Here is a 19,816-nt window from a genome sequence, read left to right on the forward strand (position 1 = left end):
AATAGTAGTTTTTTCATGCTGATAATTTTTAATTGTTTTTACATTTCAAAAATATGAGCATTAATTTTCGATCGGTTACGGAAAACCGTAAGCGCATAATATTTAATAAAAAAACCTTTCAGGGTTCCTGAAAGGCTATTAGTTTTTTCGATGAAGTGTTGCATTTAGATGATGCCGATGTCTTTGCACATCACAACAAGTTCGATGTTGTTTTTGGCTCCCAATTCGTAGCGGAGATCATTCAGTCTTTTTTCGATGGCACTTTTGCTGTCGGGCGTAATTTTGTTTTCTTTAAAATGCTTTTCAATGTCGCCCTGTTTCCATCCTTTGGCAAGTAGCTCAATAAGCGTAACATCATATTCTGTGAATTCGAAAGACGTATTTCTTATGGAATTTAAAATCTCCTGCGGAATAACGGTTTCTCCAGAAAAAACTTTTTTAATGGTGCTTCTGAGATCTTTTCCGTCATTTCTTCCCTTGCTTACAAAACCATTGATGTTGTGTATTTTAAAAAGATCGTCAATAATTTTCGGTTTCTTTTCAATAGAAAAGGCTATTACTTTCAGGTTGGGCTGAATTTTTCTGACTTCTTCAATGAGCTGTTGACCGGAATTGACTTTCTGTTCAATATGGTCTTCATCAAAGGACAGATCTGTAATCAGCAGATCATAGGAATCAGCAGTTGCAGCGGCTTTTATTTTTTGCAGGGCATCATCACAATAATTTACAAAATCAAAATGCGGAATCTGTAATTCGGTAAGGGCATTTACCACTCCTAAATTTCTGACTTCATGGTCTTCGGCTATCAGTACTTTTTTAAACATATTTCGATTGTATTGGTATGGTTATCTCAATAATTAATCCACCTGTTGGATTTTTTTCAAAAGTAATATCTCCTCCAATGCTTTCAATACGGTTTTCCGTATTATGGATTCCTGTGCCTTTTTGCTGCTCCAGATCATCGATTCCTACGCCGTTGTCGGTATATCTGATGGTTAAATTTTTATCATTTTTTTCAAATTTTACAGATGCACGCTGAGCTTTGCTGTGTTTTTTCATGTTCACAAGAATTTCCCTTATGATGTAATACAGCTCGAGCTGTGTGTTGTAAGGAATGTTTTCCCAAATGCTTTCTTTATAACTTACCGGCAGAACTTTTACTTCTTCAGAAGAGTAGGAGGTAATCATATTAATAAAGCGCTGTGCAAAATCCTTTTCAGCGATATTTTCGTGCGATATATCTCTGGATTCTTCGTACATCTTTTCGATATTATTAAGAATCTTGGTCTTGTCCATTTCAGGATTGTTCTGAACATCAATCATCATATGATACAATCCATTCGCGACCACATCATGTACTTTTTTCGACATTTTGAGCTGAGTATTTTTGACTTCGATTTCTTTTTCTTGTTTTAATTGTTTTTGTCTTTTTATGTACCAGATAAATCCAATAATCAAAAGAGTTCCTAAAAAGCCTAATTTTACATTGTTTTTTATTTGCTGAACTTCATTGTCAGCTTTTAGTTTTTCTCCTTTTGCTCTTTCTCCTTCTAAATCATATCGTATGGTGGCAAATTGATTTTTATCTCTATTTCTTTTTGTTTGAAGTGTATCAGCAATTGAATTTAATTTTTGAAAATTTGTTAAATAATTTTTGGGTTCTAAAGAAATAATTCTTTGTAAAGCTAAAATTTGATCATCCAGACTTTTATTGTCAATGGCTTTTTGTAACATCATTTTTGCATAATTTAAAGAAGTATTTTTATCTTTTTGTAAATAATAGGTAGATAAGGTTTCAAAGCTTGAATTCTGTCCGAAACTGTCCTTTTTCTTTTTTCTTATTTCCAAAGCTCTATTTAACTCAGGTAAAGGATTATATTCATTATTACTTAAATATTTTACTTTTGCCAGATTGTTAATTACCTTAGCTAATACAGTACTATCTCTTGTATTCATTGCCATTTCCAAATAATGTTTAGCTTCATTAAATTTTCTCTGAGTTATGAGATTATCTCCAATATTGTTATAATAAACATATATATTTTGATCAATAGCATTTCTTATTGCTTTTAGATAATACTTATATGCATCATCATTATTTTTTAGATAATTAGATGCAATACCTAAATTATTATAATTGGCAGCAAGAGTTCTTAACACATTACTGTCCTTTTTATACTTGATAAATTTATTAGCTTCGAAGGAAGTTTCTAAGCCTCCAAAATAGTCGCCCTGATCTGTTTGAATGATTGCCATATTCACTAAGGATCTACCTACCCCCAAAGAGTCATTTTTTTCTAAGAATGAATTTTTGGATAAATTGAAGTAATAAAATGCAGAATCAGTAAGATTTTCTTTTTTGAATTTTTTTGCCTTTTCCAGAAAAGGATTTGTTGTAAGTACTGAAGTATTATTTATGTTTTGAATATTGTTTTCTTTCTTACAAGAAGTTATTAGAAATAAAATTATTATTATAAATATTCTTTTCATAATGGTTAAGTTTTGAGTGCAAAGTAACAAAAAGGACAGATTTATGCAATCTGTCCTGTCTAAAATATTTATGGATTTGTAAATGGAGGAGGAGTTTGTCCTGTGTTTCCACCAACCGGTCCACCGCTTCCCGGTCCATCCGGATCGACTCCGTCTCCCGGATCAGTTCCTGTTCCCGGATCTACCAGTTGGGTGGTTGGCTGTCCGTTATTATTATTTCCGTTGTTATTGCATGATGTGTTGGCATTATTATTCCCGAACGCTAATGAGATTAGCATTAATATTAAGTTTAACATTTTTTAAAAATTTTATAAGAGTTTGGATAATTTTTCTTCCTCTCAGGAAATAAATCCCGAGCTGTACACTGTTAAAATTTTCGAAGCGCTTCTTAAATTTTTTTTGGGAAGTGAACCTTCAAAAACGGAAGAGAAACATCTGCTTCCCAACCCGGAGTTTTCTTCCGTTTTATCTGGTAATTTTTGAAATCAGGTTTTTTTTTGTTTTTTTTTAATTATTTTTTTGTCCCTGATTTCTTTTACAAATATCTGATAGATTTGCTGAAATCTACGGACAGACGATGGACAGCACATAAATGCATAAATGTTTGATTTTTACGGATTACCGTAAATTTGCTGTCCAATTTTTGTCTAATTTGGACAGCAAATAATTAATACCTGAAAATTATGTATGAGAAGAAAAGATTTTTGTTGAAAACAGTGTTTGATACTGCGAGAAATGAACTTCCGAACAGCAGTAGCATAACTTCAATATCAGATTATTTAAGCTCTCTATTTGAAGAACGATATAATTTTTCTAGAGACGGAAAGTCATACAAAAGATATTATAAAAGTTTGGTTGAAAAAAATGAAGATTACAAGATTGATGATTTAGCATTACTCTATTTAAGTAAATATATTAGTTATGATAATTTTGAAGATTTTTGTAGTAGGGTACAACTAGATAATGATAATCCAGAAACTTTTTCCCTGAGTTTTAAAGATTTGTCTGAAAAATTTCAACAAATTTTTATCACAGTAACACCTACAGTTTTTTTTTCAGATGTATTTAAGAAAAACGGCTTAGGCATTTTAGAAATGACATTTGTTTTATTAATGGTTACAGGAGGTGTTGTTTTTTCTAACAGCAAAACTTCCAAATCTTTAGGATTTATGTCGGGATGGGGTTCTCCTGCGACAGACAAACCGTATATGTATTGGGACAAAGACCGTTATATGGCAACGGACAGCAGTTCGCTGTATTCTCATGCTGAGGTTGTACCAATGCATAGCTACTCATTTATTAATATGAAAAAGATTATGCGACCGGATACACTTACTGTTGATAATGCAATGGGAAAAGTCTGGTACGATAAAAGCAATAATCATGTAGAATTTTTTACAAGTCTCGGGAAGCATCCTGAAAATGGAAAAGCCTTAAAAGATGTTACCGAACACATCCTTGAAACATATGCCGGAGAAAATGCGATAATGGAAGAATAGAATATCATTTGCAAATGTTAAAAAAAATCGGGCGGTTTCCTCTGGAAACCGCCCGATTTTTTTCGTTATTGGAGCTATCCGTAATCAGTCATATTAAAAAATCCTTTGAGCTAAAATAAAGCACGATGATTGATAACGGATAAACAATAAATTATTGTTCATTCAGCATTCCCAGTTCGCCGAAATGCTTTTTAAACTTCTGAATTTTCGGTCCTACCACAGCGCTGCAATACGGCTGGGTCGGATTTTCGTTATAATATCCTTGGTGATACTGTTCCGCTGCCCAGAATTTATCGAATTTCGTTACTTCCGTTACATACGTTCCCTGCCATCTTCCGGATTCTTTGGATTTTTCAATTGCCGCTTCAGCTTTTGCCTTTTCCGCATCGTCTTTGTAATAAATAACAGAACGGTATTGTGTTCCGATATCATTTCCCTGTCTGTTAAGCTGCGTAGGGTCGTGAAGGAAAAAGAAAACATCCATTAACTGTTCGTAAGAAATAACAGCAGGATCGTACGTGATCTGTACCACTTCTGCATGTCCGGTTTCTCCTGTGCACACTTCTTCATACGTAGGATGGTCTTTGTGACCTCCCGAATATCCGGAAACCGCAGACTGTACTCCTTTCAGCATATTGAAACAGCTTTCCACACACCAAAAACATCCGCCTCCGAAAGTAATCTGTTCTAAATTGTTGTTATCCATAAATTAATTATTGTAATTTCTTGTTTTCTCCTGTGAACAATGGAGAAAAAACCTATCAAAAATAAGGAAAAGTTTTTCAATCGGACGTTCAAAATTCAAATTGTCATGATAGATGAGACAAATTTTTTCAAACACAATTAACCCAAATTTTTTCATCAGATAAAAACCTAAATCTGCTATATCTGCACAATCTGCGAGCGGATTTTAATAATGATATTGAGATAGAATAAAGATCCTTCGACTGCTACGCGCTCAGGATGACAGTTCTGCAAATTGTTGTTTATAAGGCTATTGGTATTAGCAATGTCACGCCGAGACAAATTTTTTCAAACACAATTCTCAAAAGTATTTTCATCAAATAAAAATCCAAAATCTGCATTATCAGAACAATCTGCGAGATAATTTAATAAAGATATTGAGATAGTATAGAAATCCTTCGACTGCTTCGCGCTCAGGAAGACAGTGTTGCAAATTGTTGCTTATAAAGTCGTAGATATTGGCGATGTCACGCTGAGAAATTTTTTTTCAAACACAATTTACATAAATATTTTCACAAATAAAATCTAAAAATCTGCGTTATCCGCACAATTTGCGGGAGAATTTAATAAAAGATATTGAGATAGTATAGAAATCCTTCGACTGCTTCGCGCTCAGGATGACAGTGCTGCAAATTGTTGCTTATAAAGTCGTTGATATTGACGATGTCACGCTGAGAAAATTTTTTTCAAACACAATTCTCAAAAATATTTTCATCAAATAAAATCTAAAATCTGCGTTATCTGCATAATCTGCGGGAGAATTTAATAAGATATTCAGATAGAACAGAGATCCTTCGACTGCTTCGCGCTCAGGATGACAGTGCCGCAAATTTGTTACTCATAGAGATTAGTTTTAACGATGTCATGCTGAGCCTGTCGAAGCATCTCTAAAGATGAAATAAAAACAAAAAAGCACCCTTAAAAAAGGATGCCTTTATTATTTAAAATCTTTGCAGACTTTGCGTTAAAAATTTAACAGAAATCAGACGCAGATAATCAAAATGTTCCGGTTATTTTTCCCAGACTAAAGCACTTGCGCCTAAAATAGCAGCATCGGCTTCGTCCAGTTCACTGAAAACCAATTTTACCTTGTTTCTGAAAATAGGAAGTAAGTTTCTTTCCATATGAAGTTTGGTAGGTTTTAAAATAAAATCTCCTGCTTTTATCACGCCGCCAAATAAAAGAATGGCTTCCGGAGAAGAGAACATTACAAAATTGGCTAAAGCTTCACCCAGTTTCTGTCCGGTATATCGGAACACTTCAATAGAAATCGGATCGCCCTGTAAAGCACATTCGTGAACGGTTTTAGAATTGATGGATTCTTCAGGATACTGATTGAGTAAAGATTCAGGGAATTCGGCTCTCATTTTTTTTGCGGTAATCGCAATTCCGGTTGCGGATGCATAGGCTTCCAGACATCCTTCAGAACCTGTACTCCAGTGTTTTCTTCCGCCCGGTTTTACGATGGTATGTCCCAGTTCTCCGGCAAATCCGTCGTGTCCGTAGATGAGTTTTCCACCCGCAACAATTCCGCTTCCAACGCCTGTTCCCAGAGTAATCATGATGAAATCTTTCATTCCTCTTGCAGCTCCGAAAAGCATTTCTCCGATGGCTGCAGCATTCGCGTCATTAGTAATGGTACACGGAAGCCCGAATTTTGCCGACATAAGTTCAGCAAAAGGGATGGTTCCTTTCCACGGAAGATTGGGAGCCTGTTCTATCGTTCCTGTATAGTAATTGGCATTGGGAGCACCCACCCCGATTCCATCAAAATTTTTCTCTTTTCCGTGGCTTTCGATCAGGGGATGAACCGCCTCGTATAAAGCGTCAATATATTCTTCTACAGTAGGATAGGCATCTGTGCGGATGTTTCCTTTTTCCAAAACTTCGCCTCTGTGGTTTACCACTCCAAATTTTGTGTTCGTTCCGCCAATATCAATTCCCAGCGCAACGTTTTTTGACAAATCTACTAATGACATTCTGTTCTAAAATTCTAAAAGGCTAAAATTATAAAAAAGATCTTATTATTAGACGATTAACCAAAGATTTATTTTAAAAAAATATTATGTTGCTTTTGGGGTTTTCTTTTTTCTTCTTCCCCACCAGATCATGAAGCCGGTGACTGGTAATGAGGCACATATCAAACTTACAATGAAAGCGATGATCTTTGTGGGAAGTCCTAAAATAGATCCGACATGGATGTCATAGTTGGCTCCCACCGTTTTTTCGCCGAAATTTTTGTCTTTCATATCTTGGGTATGAAGCAGTTCTCCCGAGTTTTCATCAAAGATTAAACTGCTGCTTTTGTGGTAAGAATAGGATAGGTGTTTTACGTAGACTTCGAAATTCGGATGTTCGTGGTCGTCCATATGTTCGTGTCCGAGATCGATAGAAAAGTTATACGAATCGGGATATTTTGCTTTTACGGTATTGCTTATCTTGTCTAAAGTTCCTTCGGTTCTCAACTCAATCGGCGCTTTTGTTGTAATGGATGAAAAGTCGGGATAAGCCGTTTTTCCTCCTGAAAAGATGAAATATATTGATGACTGAACGAATACAAAGGCGTAAAACAATCCGGTAATGGAGAAAATCAGTGCGAAAACGGAAGCGTAAAAACCTAAAACATTGTGAAGATCATAGTTCTTTCTTTTCCAGTTTTTTACATTTTTCCATTTGAAAGAGAAACGCTGTTTTCTTGCGGCTTTGTTCTTAGGCCACCAGAGAATGATTCCGGAAATCAGCATGAAGACGAAGATCAGCACAGGAATTCCCACAACATAGGTTCCCCATGATTGTTTTAAAAGAAAACTCCAGTGAATCATTTTAACGATCTGGAAAAATCCGTTTTTCTCGTCGTAGGTTCCCAAAACTTTTCCGTTATAGGGATTTACATAAGCTACTTTATAGATGGGAAATTCATCAAAATAATTCCAGCCTTTCGGATCATGTTCGTACCAGTAAAAGAGGTAAGACATCTTTTTATCAATCGGAATATTCACCCAATGCACAGGATATTTTTCTTTTACCTGCGCCACCACTGCTTTTTCCAGTGTTCTTATCGGAAGAACCTGTTTCTTATCAATGTTCTGCTCGTTATGGTAGATCACGTCTTTTCTTATCGCATTTTCAATTTCATCCTTGAAAACGTACAATGCTCCGGTTATCGAAATAATGAAGATCAGAAATCCAACTCCAAGACCGAGCCACAAATGCAGTTTTCCCGTCCATTTTTTTAAGGTATCCGGCTTTTTTTTGTGATGATGCTTTTTCCTCATTTTTATTAAACTTTTAATGAAAGAAAAGTCAGCCTCCGGAAAGGCTAACTTCTAAGATTGATAATTAAAATTTATATCCGACAGAAAGTCTGAAGTTTCTCGGGGCTTCAGCCTGATAATAATAGTAGGCTCCGTATGGCGATCCCGAATAAAGATACCTGTTGAAAACATTGAAGACATTAAGTCCGACTCTGAATTTTGTGTTTTCCCACGAAAGTCCCGCATCAAATTTTACATAATCGTCCATGTCTTTCTGCGTTCCGCTATTTGCCCAATTCCAGCTGCTTCGGTCTGCAAGATAAGTTCCCCCAAAAGATAACCCGAAACCTTCCAGAGTTCCCTGTGTAAAGGTGTAGTTCAGCCATCCGTTCATCGTGTGTTTCGCATAACCCGGAATTCTCATTCCTACAGGATTGCTTACAGGATCGTTGGATTCTGTGATTTTGTTTTCCGTGAAAGCATAGTTAAAGATGGCATTAAATCCTCTTGTGATTTCACCTTTCAGATCAAATTCAATTCCCTGAACTCTTGTTTTACCCAAATCAATGATAAAGTTTTCAAGAGCACTGTTTGCAGGATCTGCAACCGTAGAATTTCTTTTGATGATATTGTATAAAGACAATGTAGTATTCCATTTTCCGCCGAACCAGTCTCTTTTCACCCCAACTTCCATATTATTTCCGGTAATAGGTTTTGGAATTCCTCCGGTTCTGAAAAATCCTGCCTGAGGAACGAAAGACTGATCGTATAAACCGTACACAGAAGTATTATCGTCAATCGAATAGCTTATTCCTATTCGCGGTGTAATTTTGTCTGCTTCTGCTTTGGTTCCGTAAGAATTTTCTTTCACATTGGTATAACGCGCAGCAAGTGTTAATCTCAAAGCATCATTAAAAAAGCCTAATTCATCCTGAATATATAATCCGGTATAATTTTGTTCAATGGTTCCGTATGGAGTTGCTCTGCTTTCCAGCGAAGTACTTGTATCAAAACTAGCGTATCCGTTGGAAGGCGGGCTGTATGTAGTGGAATTGATATTAAAAGGTTTTGCGGCTGTGTCTAAATCATGTTTTTGATTCCAGTCTGCCATATATTTTTTAGAGCCGAGATCCAGCCCTGTTAAGATTTTATGAGAAACAGCTCCTGTTTTGAAATAACCGTTCAGAAATACCTGTCCGAATTTCATCACATTGCTTGCTTCCCAAAAATAAAGCGTTCTGATCATGTCTCCATTCGGTAAAAATTGAGAAGGCCAGATGTCGCTTCCTAAAGTATATTCATTCACATAAGTTAGCTGTGAAGTCAGTTTCCAGTTGCTGTTAAACTTATGCTGAAGATTTACATTTACAGTATTATTATCCACATTGGTGGGTGCAATTCCGGGATCGGTCATGGTATATTCAACCGGTTTGGTAGCGTATCCTTCGTAACTGAATACATAAGCAGATCCTACTTCAGACATTTTTGCTTTCTGGTAAATATATTCTGCTGTTAAAGTAGTTTTATCGGTAAGATTTACCTTTAAGGAAGGATTGATGATGTATCTGTCATTAAATTCATAGTCTCTGAAACTGTTTTTATTCTGAGCCATTAAATTTAACCTGAAAGCCACTTTATCTGTAATTTTAGTATCTACATCAGCTTCTCCTCTGTACATATTAAAGCTTCCGAGAGTTACTCTTGCAGAACCGTTCAGAGACTGTCCTGTCGGTTTTTTGGTAACGATGTTGTAAATTCCGCTTGGCTCACCGTTAGACATCAAAAATCCGGAAGGTCCTTTTATAAATTCAATGTGGTCTACATACGACATATCTTCGCTAAGCGGTCCCCAGTTTGAAGTTACATTCACTCCGTTCATGAAAGCTGCGGCTCTGGAACCTCTCATATTCACTCTGGTGTACATATCTCCCCAGTGTTCCAATCGCTGAGCTCCGGCAACATTTCTAAGAACACCGTCTCCCAAAGTGGTAACCTGCTGATCTTCCAAAGCTCTGTTTGTAATGATAGAAACATTCTGAGGAATCTTGATTAATTCTTCGTCCAGACGAATAGAAGAAGAACCTTCCTTTTCTACATATTTCTTGTAATACTTTCCGTTTACAATTACCTCTTCAATATCATTTCCTTTAATTGAATCTTTTTCCTGAGCAAACGTTAGAATAGAACCTAACAGCGAAGCACAGATCAGTACATTTTTCATGAAACCTTAAATTTTTATGCAAATATATTGTTTTTAATTATTCTAAATAAATAATAAAATTGATTTTTGTCATAAAAGCAAAAGGAAAGAGCAACAAAAAACCGCTACAAACTGAATTGTAACGGTTGTTAAATTATTGTTAATGATTCTTATGCAGGGATTTCGCCTTTGTATAAGAATGAGATAATTTCTTTGTTTAGCTTCTCGATCATTTCGCTGAATAAGTGGAAAGACTCCTGCTTATAAATTACCAACGGATCTTTCTGCTCGTAAACAGCTCCCTGTGAAGATCTTCTCAGATCATCCATTTCACGAAGGTGAAGCTTCCAGTTTTCATCAATGATGGATAACGTAATGTTCTTTTCAAAATCGTTGATTAAGCTGTCACACTGCGTTTCATAAGCTTCTTTAAGATCGGTTACGATCGTCATTGTTTTATGACCGTCTGTAAACGGAACCTGGATCATTCTGAACATTGAACCCTGATTCTGATAAACGTTCTCGATAATCGGGAAAGATTTTTCTTTCAGTAAGTTCAGTTTCATCTGATAATCTTCCTGAGCCGCTTTGAATAAAATATTCGTTAAATCCTGAACTGTTTTATTCTTGAAATCGTTCTCAGAAACCGGAGATTCCATCGTAAATGTTTTGATGATGTCGTATTCGAAATCTTTATAGCTTCCTGTCGCTTTTCCTTTTGCTGCAATAGAATTTGCCACATCAAAGATCATATTGGTGATGTCGTACTTCAGGTGATCTCCGAACAAAGCATTCTTTCTTCTCTTGTAGATAACGTCACGCTGTTTGTTCATTACATCATCATATTCAAGAAGTCTCTTTCTTGTTCCGAAGTTGTTTTCCTCTACTTTTTTCTGCGCTCTTTCGATAGATTTTGAGATCATGGAATGCTGAATGACTTCACCTTCCTTATGACCCATTCTGTCCATCATTTTTGCAATTCTTTCAGAACCGAATAAACGCATTAAATTATCTTCCAGAGAAACATAGAACTGAGAACTTCCCGGATCTCCCTGTCTTCCTGCTCTACCTCTCAACTGTCTGTCAACACGTCTTGAATCGTGTCTTTCTGTCCCGATGATTGCCAGACCTCCTGCTTCTTTTACCTCTTTAGATAATTTAATATCCGTACCACGACCTGCCATGTTGGTTGCAATGGTTACAACACCCGGCTGTCCTGCTCCGGCAACAATTTCCGCTTCTTTTTTGTGAAGCTTCGCGTTCAGAACCTGATGCGGAATTTTTCTTAACTGAAGGGCTTTTGAAAGCAACTGTGAAATTTCAACAGATGTTGTACCTACCAGAACAGGTCTTCCTGCAGCCGTTAATTTTTCAATTTCTTCAATTACAGCATTGTATTTTTCACGGTTAGTTTTGAAAACTAAATCCTGTCTGTCGTGTCTTAAAATCGGACGGTTGGTAGGAATTACCACCACGTCTAATTTATAAATTTCCCAAAGCTCTCCTGCTTCTGTTTCCGCAGTACCAGTCATCCCCGCAAGTTTGTTGTACATACGGAAATAATTCTGAAGGGTAATGGTTGCAAACGTCTGCGTTGCAGCTTCGATTTTTACATTTTCTTTCGCTTCAATCGCCTGGTGAAGACCGTCTGAATAACGTCTTCCTTCCATAATACGACCTGTCTGTTCATCAACGATTTTTACCTCACCGTCAATAACCACATATTCATCATCTTTTTCAAATAATGTATACGCTTTCAACAGTTGGCTCATGGTGTGAACTCTTTCAGATTTTTCTGCAAAATCAGAGAAAAGTCTTTCTTTCGCTTCAAATTCTTCTTCTTTAGATAAATTCTTAGCTTCCAGTTCTGCGATTTCAGTTCCGATGTCTGGAAGAACGAAGAAGTTAGGATCAGAATTTCCTTGAGACATGTATTCAACACCTTTGTCTGTAAGATCAACCTGATTGTTTTTTTCTTCAATAACGAAGTATAGATCTTTATCTACGATCGGCATATCGCGGTTGTTGTCCTGCATATACTGCGCTTCTACTTTCTGAAGCAATGCACGGTTTCCGCTTTCCGATAAGAATTTAATTAATTGTCTGCTCTTAGGAAGACCTCTGTAAGCCTGAAGCAATTTGAAACCTCCTTCTTTCGTGTTTCCTGCAGCGATTAATTTTTTCGCTTCATTAAAAATCGTAGAAACAGTTTTTTTCTGAACTTCAACAATTCTGTCGATAGAAGGTTTAAGAACATCAAATTCCTGTCTGTCTCCCTGTGGAACCGGACCTGAAATAATCAACGGTGTTCTTGCATCATCTACCAATACAGAATCCACCTCATCCACGATGGCAAAGTTCAATTCTCTTTGTACCAGTTCTGAAGGTGAAGTAACCATGTTGTCTCTCAGATAATCGAAACCAAATTCATTATTGGTTCCGTAAGTGATATCTGAATTGTATGCTTTTCTTCTTCCGTCTGAGTTCGGCTGGTGATTATCGATACAGTCGATTGACATTCCATGGAATTGGTACAAGGGTCCCATCCACGCCGAGTCTCTTTTCGCAAGATAGTCATTCACCGTTACTACGTGAACTCCTCTTCCCGGAAGTGCATTTAAGAAAATTGGAAGCGTACCTACCAAAGTTTTACCTTCTCCGGTCGCCATTTCGGCAATTTTACCGCTGTGTAGGATGATCCCTCCGATAAACTGAACATCGTAATGTACCATGTCCCAGTTTACAGGCGTTCCTGCTGCGTCCCATGAGTTTTTCCAGACAGCCTGATCTCCCTGAATTTCCACGAAATCTTTTCCTGCGGCAGCCAATTGTCTGTCCCAGTCTGAAGCCGTTACACGGATTTCTCCGTTTTGCGCCCATCTTCTTGCTGTTTCCTTCACCAAAGCGAAAACTTCAGGAAGAATCTGGCTCAGAACTTTTTCTTCAATTTCGTATGATTCTTTTTTCAGAGACTCAATCTTCGAGAAAAGCGCTTCTTTTTCGTCAACGTTTTTCGAATTTTTGATCTGCTCTTGGATTTGTTCTATCTGTGCTGTGATTTTGCTGGTTGCAGATTTAATATTTTCTTTAAACTCAGCAGTTTTCTCTCTTAAACCATCATCAGACAATTGCTGAATAGCGGGTTCAACAGCTTTGATTTTTGTTACAACTTTTTTTACTTCTTTTAGGTCCTGCGCTTTTTTGTCTCCCAAAAACCCTTTTAGAACTTTGTTTAAAAAACTCATAAATTTTTTGCTTTATGCTTAAAAGGATATCCTTTAAGCGTTTTAAATAACACTTATTGTGTAAAAAATAATATATAAAAAAGGGCAAAAAAGCTCTAAGCAGTGCCTAAAGCTTAATGCTTTTCATTAATATTCGTCTTCGTTCCAAAGATAATCTTCGTCCGTAGGATAATCGCTCCAGATCTCGTCGATCGCGTCATAAATTTCCCCTTCATCTTCGATTGCCTGAAGATTTTCCACTACTTCCATTGGTGCACCAGTTCTGATTGCGTAGTCGATAAGCTCTGCTTTAGTCATTGGCCAAGGTGCGTCACTTAAGTATGAAGCTAATTCTAATGTCCAGTACATAATTTTTTAATTTTTTGCAAAAGTATAAAATTAGCTTATATTATATGCTTTTTTATACTTGATTTTCAATTCTTTTTGTTAAATTTTGTTCACCGTGCGCCTTTAGAAAGTGTTTAAAGTACTTTTTCCGGCTTACTGAGGTCATTTTCTCAAAAACCATTCCACAAATTTTTTTATGCCATTTTGGAAGTTTGTGTCAGGTTTGTAGCCAATTAATGTCTTTGCTTTGGCAATATCGGCATTGGTTTTCAGTACATCTCCAGGCTGCATTGGCAGATTTTTGCGGATGGCAGATTTTCCCAAAGTCTTTTCGATGGTGGAAAGCATTTCGTTTAAATTAATTACTTCGCTTTCGCCCAGATTAACAATTTCATAAACATCTGAATGATTTTCCAGATAGCGGATTGATTTTAAAATACCGTCTACCACATCATCAATATAAGTGTAATCTCTCGCTGTACTTCCATCTCCGTAGAAAGGGATTTCCTGATCTTCGGAAATGAGTTTTGTGAATTTGTGGATGGCAAGATCAGGTCTCTGTCTGGGTCCGTAAACCGTAAAAAATCTGAGTTGGATCATGTCTATTTTGTATAAATCATGATAAACATGTCCTAAAATTTCACCACATTTTTTGGTTGCTGCATACGGAGAAATGGGATTGTCTACATTATCAGTTTCAGAAAAAGGAATTTTTTCGTTATTCCCGTAAACGCTTGATGAGGAAGCGCAGACAAATTTATTAATATTGAAATCTTTACAGAGTTCCCAGAGATTCATGGTTCCGCGGATGTTAACTTCTTCGTATTCTAAAGGTCTTTCAATAGAAGGACGGACTCCCGCAAGTGCAGCAAGATGAATGACGGTGTCTATTTTATGGTTCTTAAATATTTCCTCCAACCCTTTTTTGTCGCGGATGTCCTGATAATACAGCCTGTAATTTTCTGATTGTGAAAGAGAAATTAATTTTCTAATATCATTATCTTTTCCGGAATACTCAAAATCCGAAAAATATTGAATAGCGTCTAAAGTATTTTGAATTTTTATCTGATAGCTGTAGAAATCATCAAAATTGTCAATGTTTATGACAGAATGTCCTTTTTTCAATAATTGCTCAGCAAGATGGGAACCTATGAAACCGCTTCCTCCGGTTATGAGATAATTCATTTGTTGGTTTTTAATTCCACAAATTTATTAAAATACTTGGATGCTCTTTTTATACTTTTGCTATAAATATCATAAATGATTAATTTTCAAAAATTATTCACCCTGCCTAAAGAAGAAGAGGAAGAATTTACTTTTCAGGAAATTGAAGAGGGAATTTACTTTCGCGGACACAATCTCTGGCTTTTGGTGATCTCTATGGGAATTGCCTGCATCGGTTTAAATATCAACAGTTCGGCGGCAGTAATCGGAGCGATGCTGATTTCTCCTTTAATGGGACCTGTTGTAGGCATTGCATTCGGATTTTCTATCGGAAACAGGCATCTGATAAAGCTGGGCATTTTCAACTGGCTTCTGATGATTATCGTTGCCCTTTGTTCTTCCACTCTGTATTTCCTTGTTTCTCCTTTTCACTCGGAAACTTCACAACTGGAAAGTTTTAAAACAGCGACTATTTTCGACTGTTCTCTGGCTTTGCTGGGCGGTTTTGCTTGGTTTCTGGGAATTGTAAGAAAAGAAGCCATAAAAGTAATTGCCGGAGTTGCGGTTTCTACCGCCTGTATTCCGCCGCTTTGCACAGCAGGATTCGGGATTGCCAACGGAAACTGGGAATATTTCTGGGGCGGATTTTATTTTTACCTCATCAATTGTTTCTTTATTGCGGTAGGAACATGGATTCTGAGTCTCGTACTCGGTTATCAGAAGTACTACATGGAAAAAGGAAAGGCGGCGAACAGAAAGAACTCATTAATTATAAGTCTGGCTTCTGTTATTATTCTGCTTCCGAGTGTTTTACTCACCAAAAAGAAATGGGAAAAAGAAACACTGAAAGAACGGTCTGAAAATTACATCAGAAAGATCAGAGAAAATCATCCGGAACTCGCCATCATCAATTATGAACCTTTTAAGGAAGGAGAAAACAATTTCCTGAGAATTACGGTACTGAATGACAGCGTTTCCCTCAGTAAAAAAAGGCTGGATGAACATAATGATCTGGTAAAAGACATTCATCTGATCTGGCAATATTCGCCACATTCTGAAAATATGAATAATCCGGACGTAAAAAAACTTCAGAATCAGATTGATGCTTTGAAAGAAGAAATCAGCAGGCTGAAATCAGAGAACAAAATCAAATAAATTTTAATTTTTTTATATTTACTTAAACTTAATACAATGCAGTTTCAAGGGCAAATTTTAAAGATGACGAGCTTCCACGATGAGCCGATCCAATATTACCTTAATCTTTCCGGTGATCTTATCCACATGAACGAACTTTTCGGAAAAGAACTTACCATAAAACATACAGGTTACCAATGCGTAAACTGTGGTGAAAATAAACCGATTTACAGAATGGGCTTCTGCAAAAACTGCTTCTTTGAAAGTCCTTATGCGAGCGATACCATCATTCGTCCCGAACTTTCCACAGCGCATCTTGGAATTGCGGAACGGGATTTGGATATAGAAAAGGAAATTCAGTTACAGCCACATACCGTTTATCTTGCGTACACGGGAGAAGTAAAAGTAGGGGTTACGAGAAATACACAGATTCCTACAAGATGGATCGATCAGGGCGCTACATTTGCGCTGCCGATTGCGAGAACGGAAAACCGATATGAAGCGGGAATGATAGAGGTTGCTTTGAAGCAGCATGTTGCCGATAAAACAAGCTGGAAGAAAATGCTTCAGGACGATTTTGAAGATGATATAGATCTTGCCGATTTTCAGCAGAAGATAAAAGAATATTTTCCTGAAGATTTCCAGAAGTTCTACAGTGAAGGCGAAAATCTGTGGAGATTCGATTATCCGTTTGAAAAACCTGAAAAGGTAACTTCCTTTACTCTTGATAAAAGACCTGAATATACAGGGAAATTAAATGGAATTAAAGGGCAGTACTTAGGTTTCGACGGAGGCGAGTTTATTAACGTAAGAGGACATGAAGGGTATGTAATTGAATTGACTGTTAAAAATTAATAGAATATTGAATTAAAACCAAATCACAAAAAATGAAAGGATGGGTAAAAAAATTATTTCTTGCTCTCGGAATTCTGCTGGTAATTGTTTTGCTGGCAAATCTTGGGCTAAATATCTGGCTGAAAACAAGGCTTCCGAAATACATTAAAAACAATACGGATTACAAAGTCTCCTACAAAAGTCTGGATGTTGATCTTCTGTCGGGGAATATTCTTTCGACAGGAATTACCGTCAACAGCAAAAACCCTCAGAATTTCAATGTTATCGGACTTCAGGGTACGATTGACACTTTAAAAATAAGCCGTTTCGGGATTTATGATGCCATTTTCAACAAACAGATCAGCTCATCAGATTTACTGTTGTCTAAACCTAATCTGAATATTATTCTTGCGAAACCGGTTGATACAAAAACCGGAAAGAAGAGAAATCCGGTACGGTTTGACAACATCAGAATCAATGAAGGAAATATCAGCATTTTCAGATTTACGAAACAGAAATTCTTTTCGGTGCAGGATCTGAATCTGTATGTGGAAAATCTTCAGATGACGGAAGAGTCCGTAGAAGATAAATTGCCAGTGGTTTTCGATCAGTACTCCATTAAAGGAAGTAATTTCTTCTTCCGTCCGGATAATGTGTATGCATTGGAAATTAATAAAATAGAAACGAGAAACGGACAGATGTCGATTGGTCAGTTTCAATTGACTCCACTCGTTACTTTTGAACAGTTTAAAAAATATTATCCTAAAAAGACGCAGCTTTTTCAGTTTAATATCGAAAAAATGGAGTTCAAAGATATTGTTCTGAAAAAGAATAAAGTTTCTCTGGCAAACGCAAATTTTTATAATCCTGATTTTAAGATTTACACCACCGATGCAGCTCCGGTAAAGCCTAAAAAACCGCTTAATTTTGATATTGATCTCGAAGATATTAAGCTAAACAATGCTACTGTTCAGGTGATGAAACCTAACGGAGAAAAACTTCTCTACGCCCAAAAGGCAAACCTGAACATCAATACACTGAAATTTGACAAGGAAACAAGGGAAGAGCTGATTCCGGTAGGATATAAAGACTTTCAGTTTTCAGCGCAGGATATTTTGTACTCCGATCATCAGGATTTTAATGTAAAAAGTTTCACGTTAAATCCGAAAAAAGGAGAAATCCGGAATATTTCCGTCGTTCCGAATGGTTCAGCAGCAGGAAAAACGTCCATGAATCTTGTCGCAAATTATATTGGTTTCAACATCAATAAATGGGAATCCGTTGATAAAAAACTCAACCTTGATGTAAAAGATGTTCTGGTAGATCAGGTGAAAGGAAGCATCAAAGCGGGAGAAATAAAAACAGCGAAAAAAACAGCCAATCTCAGTGGGATTCAGTTTCCGATAATCATCAGAAAAGTAGTGCTGAAGAATTCTGATATTACGTATGAGAAAAACAATCAGCCGTTGAGTTTTGCCCGTCTCAATGCAACCATTAATGATATTCAGCTTACCTCAAAACCGGACAACTCAGGAATAGCGGTTGATGTAAAAAACTATGCGCTTACTTCGGGCAATTTTGCTTACAAAACCGAGTTTTATCATATGACTTCCGGCGCTTTGAAGGTCGATAAAAACAATATCCGGCTTTCTCAGTTTGCGATGAAGCCTCTCGTTTCGAGAGCACAGTTTATCAAAATGATTCCCGTGGAAAGAGATTTATACGATATTAAAGTAAATCAGATTACGGCAAACGGAACATGGGATCTGTTTTCTGACAATAAATCGATTAACGCTTCTAATGTAACCATTGAGTCTGCGGATGCCAATATTTTCAGAAGTAAAATCCCGAAAGACGATCCTAAAGAAAAACCTTTATATTCCAGATTGTTACGCTCTATAAAAATCCCGATGGTCGTTAATAATCTGAATCTTAGAAATTCTGTTCTCGTGTATGAAGAAGATACGCCTGAAAGTGCAGGACCGGGAAAACTGACATTCAGCAACTTTAATATGAATGTTAAAAACCTCAACTCTGCCAAAATGAAAGGAAAACCGACAAGAGTGGATATTAAAATAGACTGTTCTTTTATGAAGCTTGCTCCGCTTTCGGTCAACTGGAATTTTGATGTAGCAGATCAGCGTGATGTGTTTGCTATTTCGGGAAGAACCACCAATCTTCCGGCGCAGGGAATCAACCCGTTTATCCGTCCTTATCTTCATGTTACGGCAACGGGAACTATTCAGGAAATGCTGTTTAATTTCAGAGGGAATCCGAAAGGACTGAACGGAAGTTTTAATCTGAAGCATAAAGATCTTAAAATTGCGGTGTTAGATAAAAATAACCGCGAAAAGAAAGGTTTTTTAACTGCTGTTGCCAATCTTCTGGTAAAAACAGATTCTGGAAAACTTCCTGAAGATGTACAGGTGGAAGATGTGGAAAGAGATCCTACCAAATCCTTCTTCAATCTTTTCTGGAAAGGAATTGAACAGGGCTTGAAGAAAACTTTGATCGGAATTAACATTGATGGTGCCAAAAAGACGGTTGACAATGCCAAAAAGACTGTGAAAAATGTAAAGGAAGATGTAAAAGGCATGAAGCAGTCTGTAAAAGAAATAAGTCAGGAGATAAAAAACAAACCCGACCAGAATAAAGAAGAGCAGCCCAAAAAAGAAACTGAGAAGAAAGGTTTTCTGAAAGGCATATTTAAGAAAAAAGAAAAATCCGGGACTGAATAAGTTCCGGATTTTTATCATATTTAAATTGAATATCCGTTAAACAACCTATTACTATGCACTGATATGAAAATCAATTATTTATAACAGGCACTTCGACAAGCTCAGTGTGACACCCCTAATACTAAACGCTTGATTTTTAGCGATGTCAAGCTGAGCCTGTCGAAGCTTTAGGTTAATAAACGGACAA

Annotated in this window: 14 protein-coding genes; 4 read left to right on the top strand and 10 right to left on the bottom strand. The window is 36.7% G+C overall.

All coding sequences use genetic code 11. The features are described from left to right. Nucleotides 1–164: 164 nt before the first annotated feature. The 3 genes from QWT87_RS19285 to QWT87_RS19295 form a co-directional block, all read right to left on the bottom strand. Nucleotides 165–824 carry a response regulator gene (locus tag QWT87_RS19285; protein ID WP_185207488.1) on the bottom strand — a complete coding sequence of 220 codons (660 nt, stop codon included), beginning with the start codon at nucleotides 822–824 and terminating at the stop codon, nucleotides 165–167. Continuing rightward, nucleotides 817–2,490, bottom strand: coding sequence for a tetratricopeptide repeat-containing sensor histidine kinase (locus QWT87_RS19290; RefSeq protein ID WP_302718149.1), 1,674 nt, complete (start codon nucleotides 2,488–2,490; stop codon nucleotides 817–819). Before QWT87_RS19290 ends, QWT87_RS19285 begins: the two co-directional genes overlap by 8 nt. Before the next feature lie 68 nt (nucleotides 2,491–2,558). After that, on the bottom strand, nucleotides 2,559–2,768 hold the full coding sequence (locus QWT87_RS19295) for a hypothetical protein (RefSeq protein WP_273077943.1): 210 nt from the start codon (nucleotides 2,766–2,768) through the stop codon (nucleotides 2,559–2,561). A 405-nt stretch (nucleotides 2,769–3,173) separates the two neighbouring features. On the opposite strand from QWT87_RS19295, the gene QWT87_RS19300 reads away from it, so the two are divergent. Next, nucleotides 3,174–3,989, top strand: a complete 816-nt coding sequence (locus tag QWT87_RS19300; RefSeq protein ID WP_302718151.1) for a hypothetical protein — start codon at nucleotides 3,174–3,176, stop codon at nucleotides 3,987–3,989. A 151-nt stretch (nucleotides 3,990–4,140) separates the two neighbouring features. On the opposite strand, the gene msrA is transcribed toward QWT87_RS19300, so the two are convergent. The 7 genes from msrA to QWT87_RS19335 form a co-directional block, all read right to left on the bottom strand. Beyond that, nucleotides 4,141–4,695, bottom strand: a complete 555-nt coding sequence (gene msrA / locus QWT87_RS19305; RefSeq protein WP_087706943.1) for a peptide-methionine (S)-S-oxide reductase MsrA — start codon at nucleotides 4,693–4,695, stop codon at nucleotides 4,141–4,143. A 1,048-nt stretch (nucleotides 4,696–5,743) separates the two neighbouring features. Continuing rightward, nucleotides 5,744–6,712 (bottom strand): ROK family protein, encoded by a 969-nt coding sequence (locus tag QWT87_RS19310; protein WP_076391230.1) that lies wholly within the window; start codon nucleotides 6,710–6,712, stop codon nucleotides 5,744–5,746. Between the two features lie 84 nt (nucleotides 6,713–6,796). Further along, a complete protein-coding gene (locus QWT87_RS19315; protein ID WP_302718153.1) occupies nucleotides 6,797–8,008 on the bottom strand; it encodes a PepSY-associated TM helix domain-containing protein in 1,212 nt (403 codons plus the stop codon). 64 nt (nucleotides 8,009–8,072) lie between these two features. Continuing rightward, nucleotides 8,073–10,208: a TonB-dependent siderophore receptor gene (locus tag QWT87_RS19320; RefSeq protein WP_302718155.1), complete on the bottom strand. Its 2,136-nt coding sequence runs from the start codon at nucleotides 10,206–10,208 to the stop codon at nucleotides 8,073–8,075. A gap of 149 nt (nucleotides 10,209–10,357) precedes the next feature. Further along, nucleotides 10,358–13,432, bottom strand: a complete 3,075-nt coding sequence (gene secA, locus QWT87_RS19325; protein ID WP_302718156.1) for a preprotein translocase subunit SecA — start codon at nucleotides 13,430–13,432, stop codon at nucleotides 10,358–10,360. Nucleotides 13,433–13,558: 126 nt separating this feature from the next. Then, on the bottom strand, nucleotides 13,559–13,780 hold the full coding sequence (locus tag QWT87_RS19330; RefSeq protein ID WP_027382805.1) for a DUF2795 domain-containing protein: 222 nt from the start codon (nucleotides 13,778–13,780) through the stop codon (nucleotides 13,559–13,561). A 141-nt stretch (nucleotides 13,781–13,921) separates the two neighbouring features. After that, a complete protein-coding gene (locus QWT87_RS19335) occupies nucleotides 13,922–14,944 on the bottom strand; it encodes a GDP-mannose 4,6-dehydratase (RefSeq protein ID WP_302718180.1) in 1,023 nt (340 codons plus the stop codon). 75 nt (nucleotides 14,945–15,019) lie between these two features. On the opposite strand from QWT87_RS19335, the gene QWT87_RS19340 reads away from it, so the two are divergent. From QWT87_RS19340 to QWT87_RS19350, 3 genes are read left to right on the top strand one after another with little or no spacing between them, the layout of a single operon-like run. Next, nucleotides 15,020–16,078, top strand: coding sequence for a DUF389 domain-containing protein (locus tag QWT87_RS19340; RefSeq protein ID WP_302718182.1), 1,059 nt, complete (start codon nucleotides 15,020–15,022; stop codon nucleotides 16,076–16,078). Nucleotides 16,079–16,114: 36 nt separating this feature from the next. Further along, nucleotides 16,115–16,912 carry a DUF2797 domain-containing protein gene (locus tag QWT87_RS19345; RefSeq protein ID WP_302718185.1) on the top strand — a complete coding sequence of 266 codons (798 nt, stop codon included), beginning with the start codon at nucleotides 16,115–16,117 and terminating at the stop codon, nucleotides 16,910–16,912. Nucleotides 16,913–16,944: 32 nt separating this feature from the next. Then, complete coding sequence (locus tag QWT87_RS19350; RefSeq protein ID WP_302718188.1) at nucleotides 16,945–19,629, top strand: hypothetical protein; 2,685 nt, start codon at nucleotides 16,945–16,947, stop codon at nucleotides 19,627–19,629. The last annotated feature ends 187 nt before the right edge of the window (nucleotides 19,630–19,816 follow it).

Source organism: Chryseobacterium urinae (assembly GCF_030518295.1).
Lineage (GTDB): Bacteria > Bacteroidota > Bacteroidia > Flavobacteriales > Weeksellaceae > Chryseobacterium > Chryseobacterium mucoviscidosis.

Excerpts from the sequence above, each read along its gene's own strand:
- QWT87_RS19285 (WP_185207488.1), bottom strand. The coding sequence starts at position 824 with ATGTTTAAAAAAGTACTGATAGCCGAAGACCATGAAGTCAGAAATTTA.
- QWT87_RS19290 (WP_302718149.1), bottom strand. The coding sequence starts at position 2,490 with ATGAAAAGAATATTTATAATAATAATTTTATTTCTAATAACTTCTTGT.
- QWT87_RS19295 (WP_273077943.1), bottom strand. The coding sequence starts at position 2,768 with ATGCTAATCTCATTAGCGTTCGGGAATAATAATGCCAACACATCATGC.
- QWT87_RS19300 (WP_302718151.1), top strand. The coding sequence starts at position 3,174 with ATGTATGAGAAGAAAAGATTTTTGTTGAAAACAGTGTTTGATACTGCG.
- msrA (WP_087706943.1), bottom strand. The coding sequence starts at position 4,695 with ATGGATAACAACAATTTAGAACAGATTACTTTCGGAGGCGGATGTTTT.
- QWT87_RS19310 (WP_076391230.1), bottom strand. The coding sequence starts at position 6,712 with ATGTCATTAGTAGATTTGTCAAAAAACGTTGCGCTGGGAATTGATATT.
- QWT87_RS19315 (WP_302718153.1), bottom strand. The coding sequence starts at position 8,008 with ATGAGGAAAAAGCATCATCACAAAAAAAAGCCGGATACCTTAAAAAAA.
- QWT87_RS19320 (WP_302718155.1), bottom strand. The coding sequence starts at position 10,208 with ATGAAAAATGTACTGATCTGTGCTTCGCTGTTAGGTTCTATTCTAACG.
- secA (WP_302718156.1), bottom strand. The coding sequence starts at position 13,432 with ATGAGTTTTTTAAACAAAGTTCTAAAAGGGTTTTTGGGAGACAAAAAA.
- QWT87_RS19330 (WP_027382805.1), bottom strand. The coding sequence starts at position 13,780 with ATGTACTGGACATTAGAATTAGCTTCATACTTAAGTGACGCACCTTGG.
- QWT87_RS19335 (WP_302718180.1), bottom strand. The coding sequence starts at position 14,944 with ATGAATTATCTCATAACCGGAGGAAGCGGTTTCATAGGTTCCCATCTT.
- QWT87_RS19340 (WP_302718182.1), top strand. The coding sequence starts at position 15,020 with ATGATTAATTTTCAAAAATTATTCACCCTGCCTAAAGAAGAAGAGGAA.
- QWT87_RS19345 (WP_302718185.1), top strand. The coding sequence starts at position 16,115 with ATGCAGTTTCAAGGGCAAATTTTAAAGATGACGAGCTTCCACGATGAG.
- QWT87_RS19350 (WP_302718188.1), top strand. The coding sequence starts at position 16,945 with ATGAAAGGATGGGTAAAAAAATTATTTCTTGCTCTCGGAATTCTGCTG.